This window comes from Fodinicola feengrottensis (assembly GCF_010993775.1).
Classification (GTDB): Bacteria; Actinomycetota; Actinomycetes; order Mycobacteriales; family HKI-0501; genus Fodinicola; species Fodinicola feengrottensis.
The window spans coordinates 102,704-127,787 of the sequence record NZ_WOTO01000017.1 but is presented as its reverse complement, the minus strand read 5'-3'; the positions used below and the strand labels follow the sequence as shown (position 1 = coordinate 127,787).

Below are 25,084 nucleotides of genomic sequence, written 5' to 3'. Positions count from 1 at the left end.
TTCTGTTGGGTCGCCAGCGCCCACTTCGTTTGTTGGGCGCGCTCATCGGCGGTCGCCGTCCGGTGCAGGATCAGCAGCGGGGGATCGGTCTCCTCGGCAAGTGCGGCGATCAGCCGATCGTGGCCGTCCAGCAGGACATATCCGTCCAGGCAGCTGGCCCACATCAGCAAGACGGGCGGCAAGGTGCCTTCTCGTACGAGTTTGCGATGCGCCTTCACTCGGGCGGCGTCCGACTCCGAAAGCCGGCGCAACGGCAGGATTCCTGACCAGCCGAGGCCGAACCAGTCCAGCTCGGCGGCTGGATGGTCGCGTACCAGCTCGTGTCGCAGCCAGGCGCTGACCGAGTGGCGGTCATGTCTGGCTGGCATCCGGGCCCGCAGGATCCAGTCGCCGCGATGCAGCGGCGTCAGCGCCGAGTCGAAGAGCCAGCCGGCGAACCGGTGCGCCCAACGTGCGTGCCATTCGGGCGTACGCGGCGGTGGGAAGCGACGAGCCTCGTCCGCTCGGATGGGCGGGATCGGGGACGAGTACGCGCCGGTGGCGTGCACGTCGACGCCCGCGTAGTGCCGCTCGATCACGCCCAGAAGTGCCACGTTTTCCGGCTGGGTGAGGAGAAACCGGTTGCCGGTGGCCACCTCGAACCGGGTCGACGGTAACCGCGGCTCGCCGACGGTCAGCCGTATCGCGTACTCATCGACGCCGGTGACCGGCACGCTCTCCCATCGCACGTACGACATTGTCTCCCAGATCGCCTTCTTGAGTGCCGCCGTGCTGGACTATTTTTCTTTATTGGCTGGCCGCTTCCGCTGACGTAGTTTGCCCGCTGTTGTTGGGGTCTTGACAGTGTGAGCCGAAACGCAGAGCATGGACGGCGGCCGATCCTATAGGCCGTACGATATAGCTTCCATCGCGCTGTTTTGGCTGCCCTCAACGACACTGATCGGATCGCTCCGGTCATGGAACGGGAGGAACCGTGACGAACCACCCGCGACGCCGCGTGCTGGGCATGGCATTGGGGGCGGCCGCTCTGGCTGGTGTCCCGGTGTTCGCCTCCGAAGCAGCCTCCGCCGAGGTCGTCGATCCGGTCCAGGGCCGGCCAGAAGCGGCCATTCCAGATCCGGTGCCGGTGTCGCTCGCGAGTTATTTCGACAGCGACGGCCTGGACACGGCGTCCGCGCATGACGGTGATTTCGACGGCTCTGGCTACTGTTTTCCCGGTGATCAGCTGCCGAGTGGGCGGGTAGTCGTTGACGGAGTTCCGTTCGACTTTCCGCTCTCGACGGCCGGTGTGAAGAACAACCTTGTCGCCCTCGGGCAGGTGATCGCGCTGGCGAAGGGAAACTATGTCAGCGCTGAATTCCTGGTCGCTTGTTCGTACGGCAGCACCGGCGGCCCGGCGATCGTGCATTACGCCGATGGGACCACGACCCAGGCTTCGCTGAGTGGCGCCGACTGGTATAGCGGCGACGGCCCGATCACCGCGCCTTTCCGTTACACGCCAGGCGGCGGCACCGATCAGCATCCGGTGTCCATTGGGACCGGCAGGGTGTGGATCGACCCGACGCGGGAAGCGGTCAGCATCACCATGCCCATCACGAACCCGGCCGTCGCTGGCCAGTCGAGCCTGCATGTTTTCGCGCTGAGCCTGCAAGCCGCGGTGGCGGGCAAGGCGATCGCCGTACGGGTGGCGAAATCGACGACCAGCCGGCTGACCGACGGCGGTGCGCAGGTCGTTGAGGCTACCGTGCTGAATCTGGGCACGACCTGGATAACCCCGGTTGACCGCGCGATGGTGACCGTGCAGGCGAAGAACACCTTCACGACGGCTCCCGCACTTGTTGCCTGGTTGGCGCCCGGCGAGGAGGCGCGCGTACGCATCGGCATCAGCAGCCACCCGTCCGTACCGGCCGGGACCGCCGTTTCGGGTCAAGTCATCGGGTACGACCGTGGCGGGATTCTCGACAAGCGACCGACTTCCCTGACGCTGGGGGTGCCGGACTACCAGCCGACGGACGCCTCGCTGGGAACGCATCAGTCGCCTTACTGGTTCAATGACGCCAAATTCGGCATTTTCATCCACTGGGGCGTCTACTCGGTGCCGGCCTGGTCGCCGCCAGGAAAGCAGTACGCGGAATGGTACTGGAACTGGATGCAGGACCCGAACAACGCCGTCTACCCGTACCACGCGGAGACCTATGGCAAGGATTTCAACTACGACGACTTCATCCCGCGGTTCACCGCGGAGAAGTTCGACCCGCGCAGCTGGCTGCAACTTTTCGTCGACGCTGGCGCGAAATACTACGTGCTGACCTCCAAGCACCACGAAGGTTTCGCGTTGTGGGACTCGCAGGTCTCCGGTCGTACGGCCGCCAAACTCGGCCCTCAACGCGACCTGGTGCGCGAGCTTTTCGCCGCCTCTCGGCGATACACCCCGCAGCTGCACAATGGCCTGTATTTCTCGATGCCGGAGTGGTTCAACCCCGACAACCCCTGGATGGGCCACCCGCCGCGGAACCCGTACACGCTGGAACCAGTGCCCTACACCGGCTATCAGTCCGGCCGCGACTTCGTTCACGACTATCAGGCACCGCAGATGCTGGAGTTGGTGCACGGCTACGACCCGGACATTATCTGGTGTGACATTGGCGGAGTCAACGACAGCCACCACGTGATGGCTGAGTATTTCAACCATGCCAACAAACCCGCGGCAGGTCGGCGTACGAGCAAAGAAGTGACGATCAACGACCGGTCCGGGGATTTCGGTGCATGATTTCACCACACCGGAATACGCCACTTACTCGAACACCGTGGTGGCCAAATGGGAGGCCAGTCGCGGGCTGGATCCACGCTCGTACGGCTACAACCAGGCGACGCCTGACGACCTTTACATGACAGCCGAAGAAGTCGTGCACACCCTGGTGGACATCGTCTCGAAAAACGGGAACTTCCTGCTGGACATCGGCCCGCGCGGCGACGGCACGATTCCGGAGATCATGCAGCAGCGGCTACGAGAGACCGGCCGCTGGCTGAAAGTCAATGGCGAGGCCATTTACGGCACCACGTACTGGTCGCGGATGGCCCAGCTCGGCGATCTCCGTTTCACGGTCAAACAAAACGAGGCCTTCTACATCCATTCGCTGGTACGCCCCGGCTCGCAGCTGGTGGTGAACGCGCCGGTCCCCATTCGCGGCAGCGCCACGGTCACGATGCTGGGCTATCACGGTCGGCTGTCCTGGTCGCAGCACAACGGTTCGCTGCTGCGATCGACGTACCAGCCGCCGCTGCCGCCGCCGGCAACTATGCCTGGGTTTTCAAAATCGCCTGGCAGTGAAGCTGTCGCCAGCGGGCGGTCAGCCGGTGAGGCGGAGGCGGCGGGTGATGCGGCGCCGGCGGCGGTGGTCGACGGTCTGGTTGGCGAGTTCCGCGATCACGTCGGCCGGGTCGGTGGGCGGGTGGGCGGCGGCCCGGGCGGCGGACGTGGTGGGTACGCCGGTGAGCGCGGCCTGCAGGGCGGCCGGCAGGTCGCGCACGTGGCGTACCCACGGCACCCAGCCGGCCTTGTCCAGCGCGGCCGCGTTGGCGGCGCCGTGGCCCGGCACCGAGCGGTAGGTCACCGTCGGCAGGCCCGTGGCCAGCGCCTCCAACGAGCTGAGCCCGCCGGCGTTCTGGACGGCCACGTCGCAGCCGCGCAGCAGGGTGGCCATGTCGTCCACCCAGCCCAGCGCGATGGCACCGTCGGCTTCCAGATCCTCCCGTACGGAGGCGTTGCGGCCGCAGACCACGACAGCGCGGGCGAGGCCGGTGTCGGCGACCTCGCGGGCGGACTTGCGTACGTCTCCCATGCCACCAGCCCCGGAGACGAGCACCGCGAGGGGTTCATCCTGGGGGAGGCCGAACTGCGCCCGGGCCTTGCGTTTCTCCTCTTCAGAGAGCGGCGGGGTGGAACGCGGCGGGCACCGCCGGTCCGCAGACCTGCACCCCCTTCGCGCCCCGGCCGCGGGCGTCCTCGGCGGCCACCTCGTGCAGCGCGAGGTGGAAGTCGACGCCGCTGGAGATCCACAGAGGGTGCACCGACATGTCGGTCAGGAAGGTGATGGCCGGGGCGTTCAGCCGGCCGCTTCGGCGCAGCCGGCCGAGGGCCTGGCTGGCCAGCGGGTACGTGGACACCACCGCGGCCGGCTCGGCGACCAGGTCGGCGGTCCGGCCGATGCTGCGCCGGGTGTCCTTGCGAGCCAGCGCGGCCGATGCCGCCCGCAGCATCCCGGCCACCGGGCGGCGCCCGGTCACGTTGGCGACCAGTCCCCAGGTGAAGGGCGCTACCCGCAGCGATGTCGTGTAACTGTCCCGCAGCAGGGCGCCGAAGCGGCCCGGCAGGAAGTCGAGGTAGTCGTACGTCTCGACGGTGAAGTCCATCGCGCGGAGCCGGTGTTCCAGCTCGTACGCCGCGCCGTCGTGGCCGCCGCCGACGCTGCCGGTCAGGATCACTATCCGCCGGGAATGCCGCGGATCATCGGAGCTCATGATCTGACACTGTGCCTTGTCCATCCGTCCCAGGTCTATCCGGGAGGACCCTGATTAGGAGGGTTTACGGCTGGGAGTCGCCGTTCGTTCACCCGCCGGCCGTCAACACGTCCGGCGGGGGTGTGTGACGAACATCTCGGACTCAGCCCGGCAGTCGGATCCCGGCGGCTCGCTGCTCGGCCATCCAGGTCTCCACGTCCGCGGACGTACGCGGCAAACCGGCCGACAGGTTCTCGGCGCCGGCCGCGCGGTGACCAGGATGTCGTCCTCGATCCGGACGCCGATGCCGCGCAGTTCTGCCGGCACCGTCAGGTCGTCGATCTGGAAGTAGAGGCCCGGCTCGACGGTGAGCACGTGCCCAACCGCCAGATCGCCCTTCGTGTACGCCTCAGCGCGCGCGTGCGAGCAGTCATGCACGTCCAGGCCGAGCGAGTGGCTGGTGCCGTGCAGCGTCCATCGCCGGTGCAGGCCGCAGTCCTCCTGCAGCGACTCTTCCGCGCTGACCGGCAGGATGCCCCAGTCTTCGAGACCCTCGGCGATGACCTTCATGGCGGCCTCATGGGCGGCCTTGAAGGGCGCGCCCGGCTTGACCGCCTCAATGCCGGCCTGCTGAGCCGCGTAGACGAGGTCGTAGACCCGCCGCTGGGTGTCGCTGTAGCGGCCGGAGATCGGCATCGTACGAGTGACGTCCGCGGTGTAGAAGTTGTGGTTCTCCACGCCCGCGTCCAACAGCAGCATGTCCTTCGGGTCGACGGTGCCGTCGTTCTGCGTCCAGTGCAGCGTGGTCGCGTGGGCACCGGTGGCAGCGATGTTTCCGTAGCCGACCGCGTTGCCGTCATGTCTGGCCCGCAGCCCGAAAACGCCGTCGATGAGCCGCTCGGAGAATCCGCGGTCCGAAGGCATCGCTCGTACGACATCGCAGAACCCGTCGACGGTCGCGGCGATCGCGTTCCGCAACTGCCCGATCTCCCAGTCGTCCTTGACCAGCCGCAGCTCGCTCAGCGCGCTCGCGAGCTCGTCGTCCCGCTGACCCTCGTCCGCGGCACCGACAATGCCGTCCACGGTCTGGTCGTACCCACGCAGCACGCGGGTGTGCGAAGGATCCAGCTCGGCCAGCGCTTTCTCCAGGTCGGCGATGTGCGCGGTCTCCAGGCCGAGCTGTGCGGTGGTCTCGCCCAGGCTTGGCCGCCGGCCGACCCATAGCTCGCCGTAGAAGCGGTCGCGGAAGAACTCGTCGGTATCTCGGCGAGCGGGGGTGGATGTAGAGGACGGGCGTGTGGCCGCCTTCGCTGGCCGGGTGCAGAACCAGCACCGCGTCACACTCGTGGTAGCCGGTCAGCCAGACGAAATCGCTGCCGGGCCGGAACGGGTAGTCGCAGTCGTCATTGCGCACCTTCAGCCGGCCGGTCGGGATCACAAGGGTGTCCCGGCCGAAGACGTGGCTCAGCGACTCCCGGCGGCGGCTGTGGTGCGGAGCTCCCTCGGTACGGGCCAGTCCGCGCAGCTCGGTGTCCGCCCAGCCGGTCCGCATGAAAGCGGCGAGCCGGGCGGGCAGGCCCTGGTCGTGGCTCGTCGTCCCGGTCTCTTCTTCTGTCGGCTCGTCGGTCATAAGAGCAACGTTATCGCGAGAGTTGGGCGTACGGCCGGAGAGAAGTCGACAGCGCCGGGCCAGAAATACCGGGTACGCCGCGTACCGGGAATTTTTCCCGGCTCGGACGGGCCGCTGACCCCTTCCGCCAGCGCCTTGGCTGCCCGACCATGAGCTGCGATCGCGTATCGACACAAACGTCGACAAGGGTGGCGAGAACGATGTTCAAGCTCATGCGCGCGTTCCTGGTTCTTGTCCTCGCGGCGGCACACTGCTGTCCGTCACCGCCTCCAGTGCCTCGGCGTCCTGTGGCATCACGCCGTACGGCTTAATCGGCAACAAGTGGTACGCGCTCGGCGGCGAGGGGAGCCCGCTGGGCTGCGCCACCGAGGCCGAACACGACACGCCGGGTCGCAATGGCCGGACCCAGACGTTCCAGTACGGCCAGATCGTCTGGTCGCCCGACCAGGGCGGCAACATGATCGTCGCGACCTGGTCGATTGGCACCCGGGTCTTCGTCGACTGGGGTCCGACGGATCCGTTCGGCTACGATTTTTTCATCGTCCGCTGGGATGTGAATGGCTCCAACGTGGGTCAGACGGACATCAACAACGGGCCGCGCGGGTACGGCAGCTTCAGTTTTGACTCGGCGCAGGGCTGGTCGACGGTGGTGGTCGAGGGCTGCGACTCGCACGTCATCGGCTCGTCGACGTGCCGGCAGGGCTGGACTCCGCCGGCTGGTACGTACACGGCGCCGCCAGGTTCGTTCGGCATCTCCGCCGCGACCGATCCGGCGCACGCCTTCGACGGCCTTGACCAGCGTCGGGCCGCCGCCGTCGAGCACTTGGCCTGCACGCGGCTGTTGAACCCGGGTGGAGCGCACGCCGGCGAGAACGAAGGCGTCGAGATGGCCGCGCAGCTGGAGATGGCTCGCCGCTACGGCACCGGCTATCACTGTCGAGGCCAGCTGCCGAGCGTTCAGCTGGTCAACCAGTCGCTGATGGGCACCGGCGCCCATCCGACCGGATCGTCGTTCAGTTCGGCGATCTGCTCGCGAGACGGCGACTATGACACCTTCCTCAAGGGTTTGATGGTCGTCATCTACAAATACTGGGATCTGTTGTACGCCAACACTCGTACCCACATTCTGAACGTGCTGACCGAGAACGGGGCACATTCGGTCGACGACGAGAAAAAACGCCGGTCTGCGGTTACATCGATCTTCCTGAGTCGGAAAACCACCGGCTGCTGATCGAAAGTGCGCGCTATCTGTCGAATCAGAAGCTGTACGACGCGACCGGCAACGCGGCGTACGACAACAACGCCAACGGGATGCGCGCCTATCTTTTGGGTCAGCTGCAGAACTTCGCCAAGTTCGATTTCCTGGAATACAACGCGCGCCCGTACCAGCGCTATTCGATGGACGCGCTGCTGAACCTCTTTGACTACGCCAGGGATCCGTCCGTACGCACCGGTGCCCGGATCGTTCTGGACTACACCACCACGAAGTTCGCGGTGTCCAGCAACCAGCTCCGGCGGGCCGGGCCGTTCCGCCGGCTCACCAGCCGTACGGACGCGGTCAACCAGTGGTACTACGGGAACCAGTCCGATCCGCAGACGGCGTTCTTCCTGATGTGGACGGGACTCGCCGGCAATCTCGGCAACACCATCCCGGACTGGTTCACCAACGAGGCGGTGATCGTCGGGCTGTCGTCTTACCTCCCGCCGCCGGCGGCTGTCTATCGCGCGATGAACAAGGCGACCGGGCCGTACCAGGAGACGTTCTTTGGTGGCTATCGGCCACAACTGAGCTACGCCGGCGAGGATGCCGCTCCTGGCATCGAAATCTACTCCAGTTCGCCGTCTTTCCTGCTGACCGCAGGGGGAGTGTGGCTGCCCAGCGGCTACGGTCGGGACGAGTGGTACGACCGGATCGGCACCAACGAGAACTATGGCGTGCCGCAGTCGACGACTTTGATGCCCAGCGGTAACCATCCGTCCGTCTATCTGACCCGCGACCAGTTCATTCGCTTTGACGGCTACAGCGGCCGATCGCCCGAGGGCCGCGACAAGGTGAACACCTGCGTTTACGGCGGGTTCGCCTGTGGACTGCAACTGCAGGTGCCGCAAGTGTGGTGGAACTGCGCCGAAGTCTCGACCAGCGGAGTGTGGCAGTTCCTCAACCTCAACACGCCCGCCTGCGGCAATCTCGGCTTCTACGTGGTCGTCCACGGCTCCGCGCCGACCACGAACCCGGAGTATGGAACTGTCGGCTTCTTCGACGCTGTCGAGGCTTCAAGCATGAGTTTCGCTGACTTCCGTACGCACACGCTCGACCGGAACCCCGGTATGCCGGCCCAACTCGACCCGCACGCGCAATACACATTCGGCACCCCGGACGGCCACTACTACACCTTCCGGCTGGTGTCGCCCGGCGGCACGAACAACGAGCAGTTGGTGACGTGGGCCGATGGTCAGCAGCTGGGCGACTTCGGCAGCGCGCCGCTGGCCCAAGGCCCGTATCTGAGTTCCTCCGGGCACAGCGGCTACTTGGAGCTGTGGTGGCCCGAAGGGGGAGTACGAACAGTGCTCGACTTCAGAGACGCCCTCAATCCAGTCATTCGCTGATTTTGCGGCATGGACTGCGGTTGGGGGTGGGGGTTGGGTTCGAAACCCTTAAAGGATTTTCGTCGAGTGCGGGACTTTATCCCGCACTCAACAACGGACCTGTTGCCGGTGGGACTGAATTACCCAGCCTCCAACTTTCGGGGTTCCTGGGCGCGAATTCGGTCAGCGAGATCAGGGCGGTTATGGCTGCGGAAAAGCTGGAAAAGTTGCCGGCTGACCTGTTCGCGGGCGGTGGGGTCGAGGTCCTGGTGGTCGAAGTCCGCGACGATTTGGGCCAAGCTGTCGCCGGGTTCGGCCGAGACGGCGGGTTGGCGTTGTTCGGGGGCGTAGCCGGTGGGCTGGGGTTTGCGGGCGAGTACGTCCCGTAGCTGGCAGAAGTGTTCGGCCACTTCCACCATTTTGTCGACTTTGTCGCGTTCGCCGTTGAACCACCAGGCGGTGGCGTGTACGGGGTCGCTGAGCAGGTCGGAGAGGTAGTTGATGGCGGCGCGTTCGTCGTCCCACTGCCACGTACGCTGCCAGGCTGCGCTCTGCGTCGCGGCGGCCTTGGGCGGCCTTGCGGTCCTCGTCGGCGACCAGGACGCCGGTGCATTCGGCCCAGGCGGCGACGCCGCTTTGTTCGACTGGGCGGGCCTGGCTGAGGTCCTTGCTGAGTTTGGCGCGCAGCTCTGCGGTTTCCAGCAGGGACGCCTTCGCGGCGATCGCCTTGACCCGGTCGGCGATGCCGCCGCGGGCGATCCACAGCGCGTTGCCGGCTCGCTGCACGGACGACTGCTGCTGGCGAGCGTTCCAGATCAGCAGCTCGATCTGGAAGGTGAACGGTGACTCGGCGCTGGGCGCGATCATTTCCCACTCGTCCGCGGCCGCCTCGATCTGGTGGTAAGCGGCCGCGTGCGGGACGGCCACCTGGGGCGCCGGCGCGGGCGTACGGTGCTCCGGCGGCGTCCCGGAGATCCGCTCCCACCACTGGCGGAGGCGGACGCTGCGGGGTTCAGGGGCGCTCTGCGGTTGCATCGGGGTCTCCTGACCGGGCGGGGAAGAGCTACCCGACCATCGTCGGGGCCTGGGCGGCCACGTTCTGTCCAGAAGTAGACACAACGGGTGAGAGTTTCTTGGTCGGTTCAGACGGCGTGTCGACTCAGACGCGCGCAGCCTCTCGCTCGATTGCCTCGACGTCAAGAAGCACTATGTGCGCTCGCCCGGTTTCCACCACCCCCTCCCGGCGCCAACGCGCCAGCGTGGACGCCACCGAGCTGCGGGCCAGCCCCAGCGCCACCGCGAGTTCGGCCTGGGACATCGGAATCCGGGCTGGCGACGGGTGCTCCGGACCTGCGCTGGCCAGCACCTCCAAGAGCAGTGAAGCCAGCCGGGCGGCGGTCGGCTGGTGGGCCAGCCGCCAGGTGTGCGCGGCGCTCTGCCGGACCTTGGCCATCAGGTAGCGGTCCAGCTCACGGTAGATCCGGTGAGTACGCAGGAAGTCCGCGAAGCGGTCCTGCGGCAGCGCGTACGCGACGCAGTGCTCTCGAGCGTCTGAATGGTGGCTGAGCGGGGCGCGTCATCCCGTCCGGAGAATTCGCCGATCAGGTCACCGGGTCCGCGTACGGCCAACAGCAGTTCATCGCCGGCCCGCTCGGCGTAGGACACCTTCACCCGACCGGCGACCAGCACCAACAGCCAGCCAGACTGGTCGCCCTGGCTGAACAGCCGCTGTCCCGGCTCGTACTCCCGATGTGCGCCGGCCTGCACCAACGCCGACCAGACCTCCGGGCGTACGAGTGCGCGGAAGCCCTGGACGGCACGTTCGGTGGCGGAGATGCCGCTCACCGCACGCACCGGTGAGCGCTGGCCATGCTGTCTTTCTATCGCTTCTGCGGGGCCGCCGACAGGACTTGCACGGTACGCATATCGGCCATGATGTCCACCTCAGCCGGCGCTCGGCCGCACATCTCGTCCGTACGCTGGGCACATGGCGTGGGCGACGGCTGATGAACCGATCCGGCCGGACACCGCCCTTGACCTCAGCCCGGCCCGGCGCGCGGTCGATGGGTTGGCCCGGGCCGGACAGCGGATCCCTGGCTCCGGACTCTTCCTGATCGGGGCCTTCAGTCAGTACGTCGGCACGGCGATCGCGGTCACGCTCTTCGCGGTGATCCCGGCACCGTCGGTGGCCTGGGCCCGCCTGACGGTCGCGGCGCTCATCCTGACGGCCTGGCGGCGGCCATGGCGGCTGCGCTGGCCGGCCCGGCGGTGGGCGTTGGCGGTCGGCTTCGGGCTCGCGCTGGCGTCCATGAACGTCCTCTTCTACCTGGCCATCGACCGGCTGCCGCTGGGCACCGCGGTCGCCATCGAGTTCAGCGGGCGCGCTGGTGGTCGCCGCGGTGGGTGCCCGCCGGTGGCGGGACGCCGGCGCTGTCGTGCTGGCCATCGTCGGGGGGTGCTGCTGCTGGCCGACGTGAGCTGGGCGGGCAGCGCCCTCGGGGTGGTGTTCGCGCTGGGCGCGGGCACGATGTGGGCCGGCTACATCGTGCTCGGCTCGCGGGTCGCGGCCGCTGGGGACGGCGTCGACGGGTTGGCTGTCGGGCTGCTGGCCGGTGCGGTCGCGATGGCACCACTGCTCGCTGCCGGCGCGCTGCCGGCGATCCAGGACGGGTGGCTGCTGGCCGCGTGCGCCTGTGTCGGGCTGCTGTCCACAGCTGTTCCGTACGCGCTCGACCAGATCGTCTTTCGCCGGGTGGGGCGAGCACGGTTCGCGCTGTTGCAGTCGATGCTGCCGGCGACCGCCGCGGTGGTCGGCGTACTCGTCCTGCGGCAGATCCCGTCGCCGCCGGAGCTGGTCGGGGTGGCTTTGGTCGTACTGGCCGTCGCCACCAGCGCCAGCGGGCGTACCGAATAGCGCAGTGACGTACGCCCTTTCGCGGCGCCCCGGCCCGTCGGGGCGGTCCGGAGCCCGTGCGAGGATGGTCGAATGTGCGGCCTGCTTACCTTCATCAGCTCGTCTTCGGCTGCGGTCAGTCATCAGGACTCGATCGCGCAGGCGTTGGAAAGTCTGCACCATCGCGGCCCGGACGAGACCGGCGTGGTGCTCTCCGGCGACGACGTGGTGCTCGCGTTCAAGCGGCTGTCGATCATCGACGTGGGGGACAGTCACCAGCCGTTGGAATACCTCGACGGCCGGTATGCGCTGACCTCGAACGGCGAGATCTACAACTACCTTGAGCTGCGCGAGGAGCTGACCCGCGAGCACGGTGCCCAGTTCGCCACCAACGGCGACATGGAGACGGTCGCCGCCGCCTATCACTACTGGGGCCCGCAGGGCATTTCCCGGTTGCGCGGCATGTTCGCGTTTATCCTGTGGGATCGGCAGGAGAAGGTCGCGTTCGGCGCCCGTGACTTCTTCGGCATCAAGCCACTGTTCTACCTGGAGACCGAAGACGGTTTGTACGTGGCCAGCGAAAAGAAGGCGCTGATGCCGTTCTCCGCCGCCGCCAAGGCCGGCGACGCGGGCATCGACGCCGCCTCCTTGTCGCATTACCTGACGTTGCAGTATGTGCCGGAGCCAGCGACGATGCACCAGGACATCAAGCGCCTGGAGTGCGGGGAATCGTTTAGTTGGTCGCAAAAAGACGGTCTGTCGATCCGTCGCTACTACTACCGGCCGAGATTCCGGCCGGCGCCGGTTTCCGAGCCTGACAAGCTTTTCGGCAAGATCCAGGACGCCCTGCGAGAGTCGGTCGCGCTGCACCTGCGCTCGGACGTGCCGGTCGGCGCGTTCCTGTCCTCCGGCATCGACTCCACCGCGATCGTGGCGTTGGCCCGTGAGCACAAGCCGGACATCCTGACTTTCACGGCCGGTTATGACGTCGAGGGTTATTCGGAGATTGAGGTCGCGCAGGAGTCTGCCCGCTATCTCGGTGTCAAGTCGATCCCGGCGTATGTCACCGCGGACGACATGATGAGCCAGTTTCCGCGGATGATCTGGCATTTGGACGATCCGGTCGCCGATCCGGCGCTGGTTCCGCTTTACTTCGTCGCGAAAAAGGCCGCTGAGCACGTCACGGTGGTGCTTTCCGGCGAAGGTGCTGACGAGTTCTTCGGCGGCTACGGGATTTATCGCGAGCCGCTGTCGCTGCGCCATCTGCAGGCGCTGCCTGGCCCGCTGCAGCGCGGCCTGAACGCGCTGTCGAAGGTGATTCCCGAGGGCGTACGGGGAAAGTCGTATCTTGAGCGCGGCACCACGCCGATCGAGGAACGTTATTACGGCAACGCGCGGATCTTCACCGAGCGGGAGAAATCCAAGCTCATGAAGACATATGACCCGTCCGTCTCGTACACGCAGGTGACGGCGAAGCACTACGAGGACTCCGCAGGCTGGGACGACAGCACCCGGATGCAGTACATCGACCTTTACACCTGGCTGCGCGGCGACATCCTGGTCAAGGCCGACCGGATGTCCATGGCGCACTCGCTGGAGTTGCGAGTGCCGTTCCTGGACACCGGCGTTTTCGACGTGGCCGCCACGATTCCGCGCGCGAGCTGAAGGTCACCGACGAGGGCATCCGAAAGTACGCGCTGCGCAAGGCCCTGGACGGCGTCGTGCCTCCGCAGATCGTGAACCGCAAGAAGCTCGGTTTCCCGGTCCCGACCCGGGTCTGGCTGAAGACGCTGATGTACGACTGGGCCGCCGACATCCTTTCCACGTCGGCTGCCGGCGAGTTGCTGGACCTTCCGTACGTGCTGCGGTTGCTGGAGGCGCACAAGCGCGGCGACGCCGACTACAGCCGGAAGATCTGGACCGTGCTGGCGTTCTGTGTCTGGCACGCGATCTACGTGGACGGCAGCATCGACCCGCGTCCGGAGCGGGCCGTCTCCCGGTTGGCCAGCTAATACCTCATCAAGCAACGTGACATTCGTTGTTGATCTTGCATAGTTGGTCTACCTAAAAAACGGACATCGGTCTGAAATGTTCTTTTTGGGTAGACCAACTAAGCAAGATCAACAACTTCGAGGCCGTGACGGGGTAGGTCCGACAGTCGAGACGCAAGATCGAGGTCAAGCTGGCAGTCCTACGGCAGCCGTCCGTCGAGGGCGGCATAGGCGCGGCGGATGGCGACCAAGGAATGGTCGGCATTGAAAGGCGATCGCGCCGCGAGTTCGGCAGGACTCCGATCGTCCCCGTAGCCCTCGCGACATAGCCACTCGAGGGCGGCTAGCTCGGAGTGTTGGCGGTGCAGGAAGGAGAGGTCGACGACGGCGCCGTGGCCGGGAATGAGCTGCCAGGAGCCGGAAAGACGGCTGCCGAGGGCGGCCAGAGTGGCGGGCCATTCCAGCGGCCAGGCGTCGCCGAAGGAGGGCGGGGCGCCCTGTTCCAGGAGGTCGCCGCAGACAGCGACGTGGGCGTCCGGGATAAGGGCGACGAGATCGTGGTCGGTGTGGCCGCGGCCAAGGTAGGCGAGGGTGACTTCGCGGCCGCCCAGGTCGAGGGTGCGTTCGGTGGGGACGGCGTCGGTGGGCGGGATGGGCTCCACGCCGGCGCGGTTCGTCGGCGAAGCCAGCGCCGGCGTGGCCGTAGTCGCTGATGGCCGCGGCGACCGGTTGGGCGGTGATGTCCCAGCGCCGGTGGGCCCAGATGTGGTCGGCGGCGAAGACCTCGTTGCCGTACCAGTGGTCGAAGTGGAAGTGCGTGTTGACCAGCTGCAGGGGCGCGGTGGTGGTTTCCCGTACGGCAGAGGCGAGCCGGGTGGCCTGGGCGGGGCTGGAGAGCGTGTCGATCACCAGCGCGGCGGTGTCGCCGACGACGACGGTGGCATTGACGTCCAGCACGGGTTCGCGCCAGACGTAGAGGCGCTCAGCGATCTCTTCCAGCATGGAAGGCAGTGTCTCAGGCTCGCCGAAGAAACCAGTCGCGATCGACGATGACGCGCTCGATGAGGCCCTCGGCGACGGTGCGGTCACCGTCCCGGACGGTGACGTTGAAGCGGAGCGTACGGCCGTCGACCTCGGTCAGTGCGGCGATCGCCTCGACCCGCCGGCCGACCGGCGACGGGGCCCGATGCCGCAGCGACACCTGTGTCCCGACCGAGGTCTGGCCTTCTTCGAGATGGCCGTCGAGGGCGGCGATCGCGGCCGCTTCGGCCAGCGCGACCACACGGGGAGTGGCCAGGGTGGGCACGTCGCCGGAGCCGGTGGTCAGCGCGCTGTCGTCGTCGGAGACGACGATGCTCTGCTGGCCGGACAAGCCGACGTACGGACCCATGAGGCCACAGCCTACTTAGTTGTCCGACAGTTGCCAGGCGACCCGTCGGGTGCTGGCCGACCTGCTGGAATCCGTTCAGCGGAACATCATGAAACGCCTGTTTTGCGAAGATATGGCGCAGCTTTTACCACACCGTCGGAGGTCGACACGCGCCGACACGCGCGAGAAAAAAATCGGACATTGTGTCGAATATGGGACTTAGATTGTCTCTTTGGTCGGATATGTGGTCTCCTGTCAACCACTGTGACAGGAGGTGTCTATGCGAGAGAACAGTAGACGAGTGCTGGTTGTGGCACTTGGGGTCTCTCTCCTCGGACTCTTCAGCGGGTTGCTTCCCTCGGTGGCGTCAGCCGCCCCCACCCCGCCGAACCCGACCAACCAGCAGCTCGACGCCAGCAGACAGCAGGTCGCGGCCGCGTCCGCCCAGGTCGGGGTGATCAACGGCAAGCTGGCAGCCGCCCAGTCGGCGCTCGCGGCAGCGCAGGTGCAGACCGAGGCCGCGATTGAGGCGTACGACACCGCTGTCTATGAGCAAGGCGTCGCCCAGAAGGCGTACACGACGGCCGCGGCGGCCCTGAAGGCTGCCCAGGCGGTGGTCGCCGCGCAGCGCACCCAGATCGACCATCTGGTGGCGGCGACCTACATGACCGGCGGTACGGACACCGCGGCGCTGCTGATGACCGGTGGAAACCCGGCCACCTACGGGCACGAGCTGGCGGTCCTCAACATCGTCAGCGGCGACCAGTCCAGCGCGCTGGCGAAGATGCAGCAGGCCCAGGGCCGGCAGCAGGAGTCCGCCAACGCGGCCACCGTCGCGCTGCGGGCCAGCCAGGCGGCCGCCAGCAAGGCCGCCGCGGCCAAGGCGGCTGCCATCGCCGCCATCGGTCAGCGCCAGCACCAGCAGGCCGCCATCCAGGCCCAACAGGCCACCCTCAACCAACAGCTGGTGGCCGCCCAGCGTACGGCCGGCCTGCTCAATCAGGCCCGTGCGGCGGCTAACGCGCGCGCTGCCGCCGCGCGCAGCAGCTGCTGCGGCAGCGGCGGACAACGACAGCCCGCCGTCTCGCGGTGGAGGCGGTGGCGGTGGCGGTGGCGGCTACTCGGGCAACATCGGCGGCGCTCGCGGCACCATCGTCTCGGCGGCGATGAGCCAGCTCGGCATGCCGTACGTGTGGGCCGCGGCGAGCCCGCGGGTCGGGTTCGACTGCTCGGGCCTCTCCCTCTGGGCGTACGCGAAGGTCGGCATCTACCTGCCGCACTCCGCGCACCTGCACTGCAGTACAGCCTCGGCACCCCGATCTCGCGGAGCCAGCTGCAGCCCGGCGACCTGGTCTTCTGGTCGTACGGATCGAGCTGGACGACCATTCACCACGTGGCGATCTGGGCCGGCAACGGCAGGATCATCGAGGCCGCCGACTTCGGCATCCCGGTGCACCGGCGGACCATGTACTGGGGCGGCTACTTCGGCGCGGTAAGACTCCTCTAAGAACTCGGTTAACAGCCACGACCCATCGCGTTCGGGCTCCGGTCTTCTGGCCGGGGCCCGAATGTCATGTCCCGGGGGATTTGGGCAGGTCAGCGGCCCGGTATCGGCCCCATCGGATTCCGATTGTCACAGTGTCGTCTGTTCACAGTCGACCGTACGAGCCGGCGGCTGGTCTGATATTCAGACAGGAGGCCCCAAAGGACCCACCCCGACGCCGGCCGCTCCCAGCCAAACGTGTCAGGCTTGACGCCACATGCACGATCGGGGCGAGACACTTCTTTCTGGAGGGCCGACGGTGACTGAGCAGCACACCCCAGCGCAGGACGCGACCGAGCTCGAGCGGGTGCTCTTCGAGATCAAGAAGGTCATCGTCGGGCAGGACCGGATGGTCGAGCGGATGCTGGTCTGCCTGCTCTCCCGGGGACACTGCCTGCTCGAGGGCGTCCCTGGAGTCGCCAAGACGCTCGCTGTGGAGACCCTGGCCCGGGTCGTCGGCGGCACCTTCACCCGCATCCAGTTCACCCCCGACCTGGTGCCCGCCGACATTCTCGGTACGCGCATCTACAAGGCGTCCAGCGAGGCGTTCGACGTCGAGCTCGGACCGGTGTTCGCGAACTTCCTGCTCGCCGACGAGATCAACCGGGCGCCCGCCAAGGTGCAGTCGGCGCTGCTGGAGGTGATGGCCGAGAAGCAGGTCTCGATCGGCGGCAAGACGCACAAGCTGCCGACCCCGTTCCTGACGCTGGCCACCCAGAACCCGATCGAGCAGGAGGGCGTCTACCCGCTGCCCGAGGCTCAGCGCTGACCGGTTCCTGATGAAGATCGTGGTCGGCTACCCGACCGACATCGAGGAGCGGGAGATCGTCTACCGGATGGGCGTCCGGCCGCCGCAGCCCAAACAGATCATCGACCCGGAGTCCTTGCTGCGCCTGCAGGCCGCCGCCGACGAGGTCTTCGTGCATAACGCGTTGGTGGACTACGCCGTCCGGCTGGTCCTCGCGACCCGGGCGCCGGCCGAGCACGGCCTGTCCGAGATCGCGAACCTCATCTCGTACGGCGCGAGCCCGCGCGCCTCGCTCGGCCTGGTCGCGGCGACCCGCGCGCTGGCCCTGATGCGAGGACGGGACTACGCGCTGCCGCAGGACCTGCAGGACGTGGCGCCGGACATCCTCCGGCACCGGCTGGTGATGTCGTACGACGCGCTCGCCGACGGCGTGCCCGCTGAGTACGTCGTCGAGCGAGTGATGGCCAGTGTGCCGCTGCCGACGGTGGCCCCCCGACAGAGCGCCGCTCCGCGCCGGCCGGTGCCGGTGTCGGCCCTGCCAGGTCAGCCGGCCCTGCCAGGTCAGCCGGCACTGCCGCAGCGGCCGGGGCACAGCCGACCCTGGGCGGGCCGCCGCCGGTGCCGCCAGCGCCCGGCGCGCGCGCGCATGCCCGGCCGACCTCCGGCCAGCCCACCACTTCGCTGAACAAGACCGCTGACGGCGGTTGGGCAGCGGACACCGAGCGGCCGGCGTGAGACGACTGCGCTCGGTCGGCGCTGGTCGGGCCGACCCGCCCGCGGTGCCTTCGGCGCGACCCGGAAGCCGCCCACAGGACGCGATTGGCGGTGGCCCGCCGCGGCTGGACGACGACCGCGCCGAGGTGGTGCTGCGCCGACTGCAGCTGATGGTCACCCGCAAGCTGGATGGCCTGCTGCAGGGCGACTACCTGGGCCTGTTGCCCGGTCCCGGCAGCGAGAACGGCGAGTCCCGGGAATACCGGCCAGGCGACGACGTGCGCCGGATGGACTGGGCGGTCACCGCTCGTACGACCGTGCCGCACGTCCGGCAGACCATCGCCGACCGCGAGCTGGAGACCTGGCTCTGCGTCGACCTGTCCGCGAGCCTGGACTTTGGCACCGCACGCTGCGAAAAGCGTGACCTCGCCATCGCCGGCGCGGCGGCCATCGCGCACCTGTCCGTACGAGGCGGCAACCGGCTGGGGGCGGTGGTCGTCAACGGCGAAGGGTCCGTAAGACTGCCGGCCCGGCCGGGACGGCAGGCCGCGCAGGGCCTCCTGCGGCGGATCGCCCAGGCGCCGCGGGCCAAGCCGGGGGAGCCGACCGACCTCGCCGGCGCCGTCGACATGCTCAACCGGCCGCCGCGACGGCGCGGCCAGGCCGTGGTGATCAGTGACTTCCTCACCCCGGACGCGGTCGACCCGGCCACCGAGCCGAGCTGGGAGCGACCGCTGCGCAAGCTCGCGGTCCGGCACAACGTGTTGGCCATCGAGGTCGTCGACCCGCGCGAACTGGAGCTGCCGGACGTGGGCGTGCTGACCGTTATCGACACCGAAACCGGGCGTACCCATGAGGTCCACACCGGTGACAAGCGTTTTCGGGAGAAGTACGCTGCAGCGGCACTTTCGCAGCGTGCGGCCATCGCGGCGGCCATCCGCCGGGCGGGGGCCGGGCACCTGCGGCTGCGTACCGACTCCGACTGGCTGGTCGACATCGTCCGCTTCGTCGCCGCGCAGCGTCGCGGCCAGACCCGTGGAATGACTCGATGATCCGTTTTCTCAGCCCGTGGTGGCTGTTGCTGGTGCTCGCCGTGTTGGCGCTCGTCGGCGGGTACGTGTGGATGCAACTGCGCCGCAAGACGTATGCGGTCCGCTTCAGCAACGTCTCGATGCTGGCCCGGATCGCCCCGAAGGCGCCGGGTTGGCGCCGGCACCTCGCCGCGACCGCGTTCCTGCTGTGCATGCTGGTGCTCTCGACCGGGATGGCGAAACCGTCCGCGGACGTAAGGGTGCCCGCTGGAGCGGGCGACGATCATCCTCGCGCTGGACGTGTCGCTGTCGATGCAGGCCACCGACGTGACGCCGAACCGCATCGACGCCTCGAAGGCGGCCGCGAAGCTGTTCGTCAATGAGCTGCCGGACACGTACAACGTCGGCCTGGTGTCCTTCGCGAAGGCGGCTTCGGTGAAGGTGTCGCCCACCAAGGACCATCAGCAGATCATGGCCGGCATCGACGCTCTGCAGTTGCAGGAGTCGACCGCGATCGGTGAGGCCGTTTTCACTTCGCTGGACGCGATCGCGAGCGTGCCGGCTGACGGCGCGCAAGGCCCGCCACCGGCCCGGATCGTGCTGCTCTCGGACGGCTACACCACCTTCGGCCGGCCGAACGACCAGGCGGCCGCGGCCGCCAAGAAGGCCAAGGTGCCGGTGTCGACGATCGCGTTCGGCACCCAGGAAGGCACTGTCGAGCTGTCTGGCCGTCAGGTGCCCGTACCAGTTGATCAGGACGCGCTGCACAAGCTGGCCACCGACACCGGCGGCCAGTATTACGACGCGGTCAGTGCGGACGCTCTGAAGAAGGTCTACAACGACCTGGGCAGCTCGATTGGCTACCGCACCGAGTCCCGCGAGATCACCCAGTGGTTCGTCGGCATTGCCCTGCTCTTTGGCTTCGCCGGCGCCGTCATGTCCCTCATCTGGACGCAGCGTCTGCCCTAACCGCACGGAGTCGGCGAGGGGACAAGGGGCGGATCGACAAGGTGGACGGCGCAGGTTTGTAAATCCCCTGACCATGGGGCGCGGGGCGTACGGATAGCCTGGCAGGTGGACTGAGCTGGGATGTACGTACGAGTGGAGGCGCATTGAGCCGGACCGTCCTTGTCACCGGAGGCAACCGAGGCATCGGACTCGCGATCGCGCGGGCGTTCGCGGAGCGCGGCGACCAGGTCGCGGTGACGCACCGCGGCAGCGGCGCGCCCGACGGCCTGTTCGGCGTCCAGTGCGACGTGACCGACGCGGCTTCGGTCGACGCGGCCTTCACCGAGGTCGAGGAGAAGTTCGGGCCGGTCGAGGTGCTGGTGTCCAACGCCGGCATCACCGCGGACACGCTGCTGCTGCGGATGAGCGAGGACCAGTTCAGCTCGGTGCTGGACGCGAACCTCACCGGTGCCTACCGGGTAGCCAAGCGGGCGACCTCGAAGATGCTGCGCAAGCGCTGGGGCCGGCTGCTGTTCATCGGCTCGGTCGTTGGTCTGACGGGTGGACCTGGGCAGGCGAACTACGCCGCTTCCAAGGCCGGGCTGGTCGGGCTGGCCCGATCGCTGGCTCGCGAGCTGGGCAGCCGGAACATCACCGCGAACGTGATCGCGCCCGGGTTCATCGAGACCGACATGACCGCGGTGCTCGGCGACGACCGCAAGAAAGCCATTCTCGAGCAGATCCCGCTTGGCCGGATGGCGAGCGCCGCCGAGGTCGCCGAGGTGGTCACCTGGCTCGCCTCCGACTCGGCGAACTACGTCACCGGCGCGGTCATCCCGGTCGACGGCGGCCTCGGTATGGGTCACTAACTCTTCTTCACTGACAACGAAAGGTGTGGCCCGTGACGGGGTTGCTCGAAGGCAAGCGGCTGCTCGTGACCGGTGTGCTGACGGAGGCGTCGATCGCTTTCGCGGCGGCCCGGATCGCCCAGCAGGAGGGCGCCCAGGTGGTGCTTTCCAGCTTCGGTCGGGCGCTGAACATCACCCGCCGGATCGCCAGGCGGCTGCCCACCGAGGCGCCGGTGATCGAGTTGGACGTGACGAGCGACGAGGACTACGCGGCGCTGGAAGGGCGCCTGCGTGAGCATGTCGACGGCCTCGACGGCGTCGTACACTCCGTGGCTTTCGCCCCGCAGAACGCCATGGGCGATGGCTTCGTTGACGTGCCGTGGGCCGATGTTGGCCCGGCCGTGCAGATTTCGGCCTGGTCGTACGCCGCCGTGACCCGCGCCTGCCTGCCGCTGTTCGGCGAGAAAGCCGCCGTGGTGGGGCTGGACTTCGACGCTACCAAGGCCTGGCCGGTGTACGGCTGGATGGGCGTGTCGAAGGCCGCCCTTGAGTCGACGAACCGCTATTTGGCTCGCGATCTCGGGCCTCGGGGCGTACGGGTGAACCTGGTCGCCGCTGGCCCGCTTCGTACCATGGCGATGCGGTCGATCCCGGGTTCGGAGCAGTTCGAGACCCTCTGGGAGACCGGCGCCCCGCTGGGCTGGAGCCTCACCGACACCGAGCCGGCTGGTAAGGCGATCGTGGCGCTGCTGTCCGACTGGTTCCCGGCCACCACCGGCGAGATCGTGCACGTCGACGGCGGCTTCCACGCCGTCGGCGCGGAGCCGCCGAAGTAGCCGTCCTGGCCCCGGTCCACCCGAGGTCGTTCGACCAAAGGGCCTTCTATATCAGGAACCAAAAAAAGCCCAGAATTGAACGGGAGAACCGTGCCCATTGGCTGCGGCGAACTCGGGTGTCGTGGTCCCGATCTCTCGCGCGACCTTCCCCATTCGTCGGTCGAAGGTGCCCTCGCGAAACGAGGGGAAGGAATAGGCATGAGCGACTTCACGTTACCCGAGCTTGCCAATAGCGTCGTAGACATAGTCAAGGCAATCATCGCAGATATCCGGCCTCGGCTGATCGAGTCCGCAGTCACGGGCAAACACGGCGAGAAAGACAACCTGCGGCACGACGATAATTTTCTGTCGGAGTTCGATATTCGGTTGCATAAACTCTATCGAAGCATGCTCGAGGAACGGCTGCCCGAGTTTATCTATGCATCGGAGGAGGCCGACCCGGAGGTCGTCGGCAGCAATCCGGATCCAGATCTGTTGGTCTTAATTGATCCGCTTGACACGAGCGAACTTGCGGTTCGCGCACTGCAAGGATACACGCACATAATGGTGTACTCGCGAAAACTTGCCAGGCCGTTAGTTGCGGTTGTTGGTGACATTTTCCATCACGTTCAATTGTACGTAGCCGCTCGAGATGTAGGGCGGGGAAGATCACGCATGTATAGTCATGGCTGGAATGGACCCCATTCCAATGAATGTCCATCCGCTATTAGACGTGCCCTCAGCACTAGTGACCAACTATCTCATGCGACCTTTGGAAAGGTTTTTGCCACTGGCGACGCAGCGCCGCCTTATGGAAAGGCTAAGCGAGACGTCAGGCGACGGTAAGAGTCGTGGACGCATTGGTGTTGACTTCGGTTCCATCAGTCTCTGCCACGTCGCAGCCGGATTCACGGACGCTACGATCGAATTCGCGAAAGGGTTCGCCGTCTGGGATCTCTATCCAGGTCACTATATATTGCACGCCGCTGGAGGGGTCGTCATCGATCTGACGGGCCAGGCGATCCCGCTTAATTATCGTCTCGAGTCGCCTGGAGACGTTGCCGCCGCCATGGATCGGCGCCAAAAATTCATCGCCGCCAGCACGCCAGACCTAGCGAGCGACCTCCTGCACCTCCTCGACATCTGAGGGTGCGGCGTTATCCATCGTCGAGCATCGCGCGTACAAGTTCGGCTGCCTTCCCCAGGATGTTGGAGACCGACCCGAGTCGGTAGATCCTGGCCAGACGCACGCGATGAGGCATTGCGGCCGCTTGGCCGTCAGCGGGCGTGCCACATCTGGCGGGTCATTTCGTACTCGACCTCACCGTGGTCCGCGCCGGGCAGGGGCTCGTCCCAGTCAGGGAAATACGTACGCACATAGCGCATTCCGATGCGTTCCATCACGCCACGGGCCCCAGCGTTGGTGGCCATGGTCTGGGCGATTACCCGGTTTTGCCCGATGGTGTCGAAGGCGTGCTGCAACAGAACCAGGGACGCTTCGCTGGCCAGGCCCTGTCGCCAGAACCGCCGGGCGAGGCGGTAGCCCAGATCGCTGACGGTCGGGTCATCGGGCTGGTCGGGGCCGTGCGCCGGCGGCAGCATGAACAGCCCGACGAACTCGCCGTCATCCTCGCTGGCCGGCGGTGTCGAGCCACCGAACGAACGCCATCCAGAACCCCAGGCCGTCCACCTTCTCCGTCAGGGCCATCCGCCGGCGGTGGGACGCGATGACCTCGTCCCTTGACCGCGGATGGCCGCCGAGGTAGCGGAGCACTTCCGGGTCGGAGTCGAGCTCGATCTCCAGTTCCAGGTGCCGGTCGGTCAGCGGGACCAGCAGCAGGCGGTCGGTACGCAGGATCGGTTGGGGCACCCGAAGACGATCGCAGATCGCGGTGCGGGCCGCGAGCGATTTCTACTGCGTGTAAAACTTGTGGGGTGACTGAGTCGTACGACGCGCTGCTGTTGCTGTCCTTCGGTGGCCCGGAAGGGCCGGACGACGTGATGCCGTTCCTACGGAATGTCGTCCGTGGCCGGGGAGTCCCAGACGAGCGGCTGGCCACGGTGGCCGAGCATTACCACCACTTCGGCGGGGTCTCGCCGATCAACGGGCAGAACCGCGAGTTGCTGGCCGCGATCCGCGCCGACTTCGCGGCCAACGGTCTGGAACTGCCGGTTTATTGGGGAAATCGAAACTGGAATCCCTACCTGGCCGACACCCTGCGGCAGATGCGAGAGGACGGCATTCGCCGGACGCTGGTTTTCGTCACGTCGGCCTATTGCTCGTACTCCAGTTGCCAGCAATACAAGGAAGATCTTGCCAAAGCGCATGCCGAGATCGGGCCGGGTGGACCGGAAACCGTGGTGCTGCGCCGATTTTTCAATCACCCCGGTTTCATCGAGCCGCACGTGGACGCCGTACGAGGTGCGTACGCGTCACTTTTGCCAGCGCGGCGGGCGAAAGCGCGGCTGGTTTTCACCGCGCACAGCATCCCCAGCCGGATGGACGCGCAGGCCGGACCGGGTGGGCACCTCTATTCGCGGCAGTTGCGGGAGGCGGCCCGGCTGGTCGCCGAAGAGGCCGCGCCAAAACGCCCAGTGGGATCTCGTGTGGCAGAGCCGCAGCGGGCCGCCGCACGTGCCATGGCTGGAGCCGGACGTGAACGAACGACCACCTCCAGGCGATCGTCGCGGACGGCGTCACCGATGTGGTGATCAGCCCGATCGGTTTCGTGTCCGACCACCTTGAGGTGTTGTGGGACCTGGACAACGAGGCCAAGGACACCGCGTACAAACTCGGCCTGGGCTTCGCGCGAGCCGCCACTCCTGGAGTGGACCGGCGATTTGTCGAGATGGTCCGGGAGTTGGTTCTGGAGCGTACGAGCGGGAGTGAGCCTCGTGCGCTGGGCACCTTCGGCGCTGGGCCGGACGCGTGCACCGAATCGTGCACAGTGGCGCTACTTGGCCGCTGAGTTCCGTGACCAGGTGTGACATCTGCGGCGTAGATGCGTTCTCTGTGGCGATAAGGGAAATCGCCTGACAGAAGGGTCGCATCATGCGTACTCGAGTCTTCCGTTCTACCGCACGTGCGGCGGTTGCCGCGACAATTGTTGGATTCGCCCTGTTGCTGGCTCCGGCGGCCTCGGTGGCAGCGCCGATCAATGCCAGTCAGGTGGCGACCAAGGACGTCAGCCCGAATATCTACGAAGCACCCCCTGACCAGGTTTCGGTGACCTTCCAGGTGCTTTCCGGTGGTAGCAAATGCTATGCGCTGGCCGGCTCGATAGGGACGGACTTCGTCTCCTATCGCATGTACGGCGGCGCGTTCTACGGCTACTTCTCGGTCAACACTCCGAACGGCTGCTACGTCATCAATTTCGCGCCGGATCAGCAGGTCGACATCCCGGACGGCTACGGCGTGGTCACCAGTGTCGTGATCACCAGAGGTGACTGGTAACCACGATTGACGTT

At 66.8% G+C, this 25,084-nt stretch carries 25 protein-coding genes and 8 pseudogenes; 21 read left to right on the top strand and 12 right to left on the bottom strand.

The genetic code is table 11. The features are described from left to right. The first annotated feature begins 621 nt into the window (after positions 1–621). The 3 genes and pseudogenes from GNX96_RS52725 to GNX96_RS63895 form a co-directional block, all read left to right on the top strand. Positions 622–810: a hypothetical protein gene (locus GNX96_RS52725; protein WP_279580668.1), complete on the top strand. Its 189-nt coding sequence runs from the start codon at positions 622–624 to the stop codon at positions 808–810. Between the two features lie 163 nt (positions 811–973). Beyond that, entirely contained in the window at positions 974–2,770 is a 1,797-nt protein-coding gene (locus GNX96_RS17825; RefSeq protein WP_279580667.1) for an alpha-L-fucosidase, read from the top strand. Next, a pseudogene (locus GNX96_RS63895) lies at positions 2,763–2,984 on the top strand (alpha-L-fucosidase); the annotation flags it as partial. The gene GNX96_RS17825 and the pseudogene GNX96_RS63895, both read left to right, overlap by 8 nt. 366 nt (positions 2,985–3,350) lie before the next feature. Here the strand turns inward: GNX96_RS63895 and GNX96_RS17820 are convergent. The 4 genes and pseudogenes from GNX96_RS17820 to GNX96_RS63890 all read right to left on the bottom strand — a co-directional run. Continuing rightward, positions 3,351–3,866 carry a glycosyltransferase gene (locus tag GNX96_RS17820; RefSeq protein ID WP_163568961.1) on the bottom strand — a complete coding sequence of 172 codons (516 nt, stop codon included), beginning with the start codon at positions 3,864–3,866 and terminating at the stop codon, positions 3,351–3,353. 58 nt (positions 3,867–3,924) lie between these two features. Beyond that, positions 3,925–4,521, bottom strand: coding sequence for an MGDG synthase family glycosyltransferase (locus tag GNX96_RS17815; protein WP_163568960.1), 597 nt, complete (start codon positions 4,519–4,521; stop codon positions 3,925–3,927). Positions 4,522–4,623: 102 nt separating this feature from the next. Continuing rightward, the gene (locus tag GNX96_RS17810) at positions 4,624–5,583 is read right to left on the bottom strand and encodes a M24B family metallopeptidase (protein ID WP_390624044.1); all 960 of its coding nucleotides are present in this window, start codon (positions 5,581–5,583) and stop codon (positions 4,624–4,626) included. A gap of 235 nt (positions 5,584–5,818) precedes the next feature. Next, positions 5,819–6,052: pseudogene (locus GNX96_RS63890) on the bottom strand (aminopeptidase P N-terminal domain-containing protein); the annotation flags it as partial. Here GNX96_RS63890 and GNX96_RS52715 point away from each other — a divergent pair. The 4 genes and pseudogenes from GNX96_RS52715 (at position 5,990) to GNX96_RS17800 (ending at position 8,737) form a co-directional block, all read left to right on the top strand. Further along, positions 5,990–6,283, top strand: a complete 294-nt coding sequence (locus tag GNX96_RS52715) for a hypothetical protein (RefSeq protein WP_279580664.1) — start codon at positions 5,990–5,992, stop codon at positions 6,281–6,283. The pseudogene GNX96_RS63890 and the gene GNX96_RS52715 overlap by 63 nt on opposite strands. Continuing rightward, positions 6,270–6,539, top strand: a pseudogene (locus tag GNX96_RS63885) (hypothetical protein); the annotation flags it as partial. The gene GNX96_RS52715 and the pseudogene GNX96_RS63885, both read left to right, overlap by 14 nt. 48 nt (positions 6,540–6,587) lie before the next feature. Beyond that, positions 6,588–7,361 (top strand): hypothetical protein, encoded by a 774-nt coding sequence (locus GNX96_RS17805; RefSeq protein WP_279580662.1) that lies wholly within the window; start codon positions 6,588–6,590, stop codon positions 7,359–7,361. 80 nt (positions 7,362–7,441) lie between these two features. Then, the gene (locus GNX96_RS17800; protein WP_163568959.1) at positions 7,442–8,737 is read left to right on the top strand and encodes a hypothetical protein; all 1,296 of its coding nucleotides are present in this window, start codon (positions 7,442–7,444) and stop codon (positions 8,735–8,737) included. A gap of 119 nt (positions 8,738–8,856) precedes the next feature. On the opposite strand, the gene GNX96_RS17795 is transcribed toward GNX96_RS17800, so the two are convergent. Further along, on the bottom strand, positions 8,857–9,135 hold the full coding sequence (locus tag GNX96_RS17795) for a hypothetical protein (protein WP_163568958.1): 279 nt from the start codon (positions 9,133–9,135) through the stop codon (positions 8,857–8,859). 82 nt (positions 9,136–9,217) lie between these two features. On the opposite strand from GNX96_RS17795, the gene GNX96_RS17790 reads away from it, so the two are divergent. Further along, positions 9,218–9,562 carry a hypothetical protein gene (locus tag GNX96_RS17790; protein ID WP_163568957.1) on the top strand — a complete coding sequence of 115 codons (345 nt, stop codon included), beginning with the start codon at positions 9,218–9,220 and terminating at the stop codon, positions 9,560–9,562. A 313-nt stretch (positions 9,563–9,875) separates the two neighbouring features. Here the strand turns inward: GNX96_RS17790 and GNX96_RS17785 are convergent, their stop codons facing one another. Both GNX96_RS17785 and GNX96_RS17780 read right to left on the bottom strand, forming a co-directional pair. Next, entirely contained in the window at positions 9,876–10,169 is a 294-nt protein-coding gene (locus tag GNX96_RS17785) for a Crp/Fnr family transcriptional regulator (protein ID WP_163568956.1), read from the bottom strand. Continuing rightward, entirely contained in the window at positions 10,169–10,561 is a 393-nt protein-coding gene (locus GNX96_RS17780) for a Crp/Fnr family transcriptional regulator (RefSeq protein WP_279580661.1), read from the bottom strand. The genes GNX96_RS17785 and GNX96_RS17780 overlap by 1 nt, the downstream gene beginning before the upstream one ends. A gap of 142 nt (positions 10,562–10,703) precedes the next feature. Between GNX96_RS17780 and GNX96_RS17775 the strand changes: the two genes are divergently transcribed. Both GNX96_RS17775 and asnB read left to right on the top strand, forming a co-directional pair. Next, on the top strand, positions 10,704–11,630 hold the full coding sequence (locus GNX96_RS17775; protein ID WP_163568955.1) for an EamA family transporter: 927 nt from the start codon (positions 10,704–10,706) through the stop codon (positions 11,628–11,630). 72 nt (positions 11,631–11,702) lie between these two features. Beyond that, a pseudogene (gene asnB / locus GNX96_RS17770) lies at positions 11,703–13,621 on the top strand (asparagine synthase (glutamine-hydrolyzing)). A 179-nt stretch (positions 13,622–13,800) separates the two neighbouring features. On the opposite strand, the gene GNX96_RS52700 reads toward asnB, so the two are convergent. The 3 genes and pseudogenes from GNX96_RS52700 to GNX96_RS17760 form a co-directional block, all read right to left on the bottom strand. Beyond that, positions 13,801–14,262: an MBL fold metallo-hydrolase gene (locus GNX96_RS52700; RefSeq protein ID WP_279580660.1), complete on the bottom strand. Its 462-nt coding sequence runs from the start codon at positions 14,260–14,262 to the stop codon at positions 13,801–13,803. A 160-nt stretch (positions 14,263–14,422) separates the two neighbouring features. Next, positions 14,423–14,602: pseudogene (locus GNX96_RS63880) on the bottom strand (hypothetical protein); the annotation flags it as partial. 13 nt (positions 14,603–14,615) lie between these two features. After that, a complete protein-coding gene (locus GNX96_RS17760) occupies positions 14,616–14,990 on the bottom strand; it encodes a thioesterase family protein (RefSeq protein ID WP_163568953.1) in 375 nt (124 codons plus the stop codon). A gap of 1,145 nt (positions 14,991–16,135) precedes the next feature. Here GNX96_RS17760 and GNX96_RS63875 point away from each other — a divergent pair. The 9 genes and pseudogenes from GNX96_RS63875 to GNX96_RS52685 all read left to right on the top strand — a co-directional run. Continuing rightward, positions 16,136–16,210 (top strand): annotated as a pseudogene (locus GNX96_RS63875) (hypothetical protein); the annotation flags it as partial. Continuing rightward, on the top strand, positions 16,195–16,476 hold the full coding sequence (locus GNX96_RS63870; RefSeq protein ID WP_390624048.1) for a C40 family peptidase: 282 nt from the start codon (positions 16,195–16,197) through the stop codon (positions 16,474–16,476). The pseudogene GNX96_RS63875 and the gene GNX96_RS63870, both read left to right, overlap by 16 nt. A gap of 253 nt (positions 16,477–16,729) precedes the next feature. Beyond that, a pseudogene (locus GNX96_RS17750) lies at positions 16,730–17,945 on the top strand (AAA family ATPase). A gap of 199 nt (positions 17,946–18,144) precedes the next feature. Further along, the gene (locus GNX96_RS17745; protein ID WP_163568971.1) at positions 18,145–19,026 is read left to right on the top strand and encodes a DUF58 domain-containing protein; all 882 of its coding nucleotides are present in this window, start codon (positions 18,145–18,147) and stop codon (positions 19,024–19,026) included. Further along, the gene (locus GNX96_RS52690; RefSeq protein WP_279580658.1) at positions 19,023–19,388 is read left to right on the top strand and encodes a BatA domain-containing protein; all 366 of its coding nucleotides are present in this window, start codon (positions 19,023–19,025) and stop codon (positions 19,386–19,388) included. Before GNX96_RS17745 ends, GNX96_RS52690 begins: the two co-directional genes overlap by 4 nt. Then, positions 19,306–19,974, top strand: coding sequence for a VWA domain-containing protein (locus tag GNX96_RS17740; RefSeq protein ID WP_279580657.1), 669 nt, complete (start codon positions 19,306–19,308; stop codon positions 19,972–19,974). Before GNX96_RS52690 ends, GNX96_RS17740 begins: the two co-directional genes overlap by 83 nt. Positions 19,975–20,117: 143 nt before the next feature. Beyond that, the gene (fabG, locus tag GNX96_RS17735; protein ID WP_163568951.1) at positions 20,118–20,822 is read left to right on the top strand and encodes a beta-ketoacyl-ACP reductase; all 705 of its coding nucleotides are present in this window, start codon (positions 20,118–20,120) and stop codon (positions 20,820–20,822) included. Positions 20,823–20,854: 32 nt separating this feature from the next. Beyond that, a complete protein-coding gene (gene fabI, locus GNX96_RS17730) occupies positions 20,855–21,637 on the top strand; it encodes an enoyl-ACP reductase FabI (protein WP_163568950.1) in 783 nt (260 codons plus the stop codon). Between the two features lie 727 nt (positions 21,638–22,364). Next, positions 22,365–22,763, top strand: a complete 399-nt coding sequence (locus GNX96_RS52685; protein ID WP_279580656.1) for an inositol monophosphatase family protein — start codon at positions 22,365–22,367, stop codon at positions 22,761–22,763. Positions 22,764–22,894: 131 nt separating this feature from the next. On the opposite strand, the gene GNX96_RS52680 is transcribed toward GNX96_RS52685, so the two are convergent. After that, the gene (locus GNX96_RS52680; protein WP_279580655.1) at positions 22,895–23,218 is read right to left on the bottom strand and encodes a GNAT family N-acetyltransferase; all 324 of its coding nucleotides are present in this window, start codon (positions 23,216–23,218) and stop codon (positions 22,895–22,897) included. Between the two features lie 22 nt (positions 23,219–23,240). Further along, the gene (locus tag GNX96_RS52675; RefSeq protein ID WP_279580654.1) at positions 23,241–23,486 is read right to left on the bottom strand and encodes a GNAT family N-acetyltransferase; all 246 of its coding nucleotides are present in this window, start codon (positions 23,484–23,486) and stop codon (positions 23,241–23,243) included. Positions 23,487–23,617: 131 nt separating this feature from the next. Here GNX96_RS52675 and GNX96_RS17715 point away from each other — a divergent pair. Together GNX96_RS17715 and GNX96_RS17710 are read left to right on the top strand one after the other, a co-directional pair. Continuing rightward, positions 23,618–24,585 (top strand): annotated as a pseudogene (locus tag GNX96_RS17715) (ferrochelatase). An 83-nt stretch (positions 24,586–24,668) separates the two neighbouring features. Next, complete coding sequence (locus tag GNX96_RS17710) at positions 24,669–25,070, top strand: hypothetical protein (protein ID WP_163568949.1); 402 nt, start codon at positions 24,669–24,671, stop codon at positions 25,068–25,070. Positions 25,071–25,084: the final 14 nt, after the last annotated feature.

Bases quoted from the DNA above. Each gene is read 5' to 3' on its own strand.
- GNX96_RS52680 (WP_279580655.1), bottom strand. From the start codon at position 23,218: ATGCTGCCGCCGGCGCACGGCCCCGACCAGCCCGATGACCCGACCGTC.
- GNX96_RS17785 (WP_163568956.1), bottom strand. From the start codon at position 10,169: ATGGCCAAGGTCCGGCAGAGCGCCGCGCACACCTGGCGGCTGGCCCAC.
- GNX96_RS17805 (WP_279580662.1), top strand. From the start codon at position 6,588: ATGATCGTCGCGACCTGGTCGATTGGCACCCGGGTCTTCGTCGACTGG.
- GNX96_RS52690 (WP_279580658.1), top strand. From the start codon at position 19,023: ATGATCCGTTTTCTCAGCCCGTGGTGGCTGTTGCTGGTGCTCGCCGTG.
- GNX96_RS17710 (WP_163568949.1), top strand. From the start codon at position 24,669: ATGCGTACTCGAGTCTTCCGTTCTACCGCACGTGCGGCGGTTGCCGCG.
- GNX96_RS17790 (WP_163568957.1), top strand. From the start codon at position 9,218: ATGGCGGCGCGTTCGTCGTCCCACTGCCACGTACGCTGCCAGGCTGCG.
- GNX96_RS17800 (WP_163568959.1), top strand. From the start codon at position 7,442: ATGCGCGCCTATCTTTTGGGTCAGCTGCAGAACTTCGCCAAGTTCGAT.
- GNX96_RS17745 (WP_163568971.1), top strand. From the start codon at position 18,145: ATGGTCACCCGCAAGCTGGATGGCCTGCTGCAGGGCGACTACCTGGGC.
- GNX96_RS17795 (WP_163568958.1), bottom strand. From the start codon at position 9,135: ATGGTGGAAGTGGCCGAACACTTCTGCCAGCTACGGGACGTACTCGCC.
- GNX96_RS17815 (WP_163568960.1), bottom strand. From the start codon at position 4,521: ATGAGCTCCGATGATCCGCGGCATTCCCGGCGGATAGTGATCCTGACC.
- GNX96_RS17775 (WP_163568955.1), top strand. From the start codon at position 10,704: ATGGCGTGGGCGACGGCTGATGAACCGATCCGGCCGGACACCGCCCTT.
- GNX96_RS17760 (WP_163568953.1), bottom strand. From the start codon at position 14,990: ATGGGTCCGTACGTCGGCTTGTCCGGCCAGCAGAGCATCGTCGTCTCC.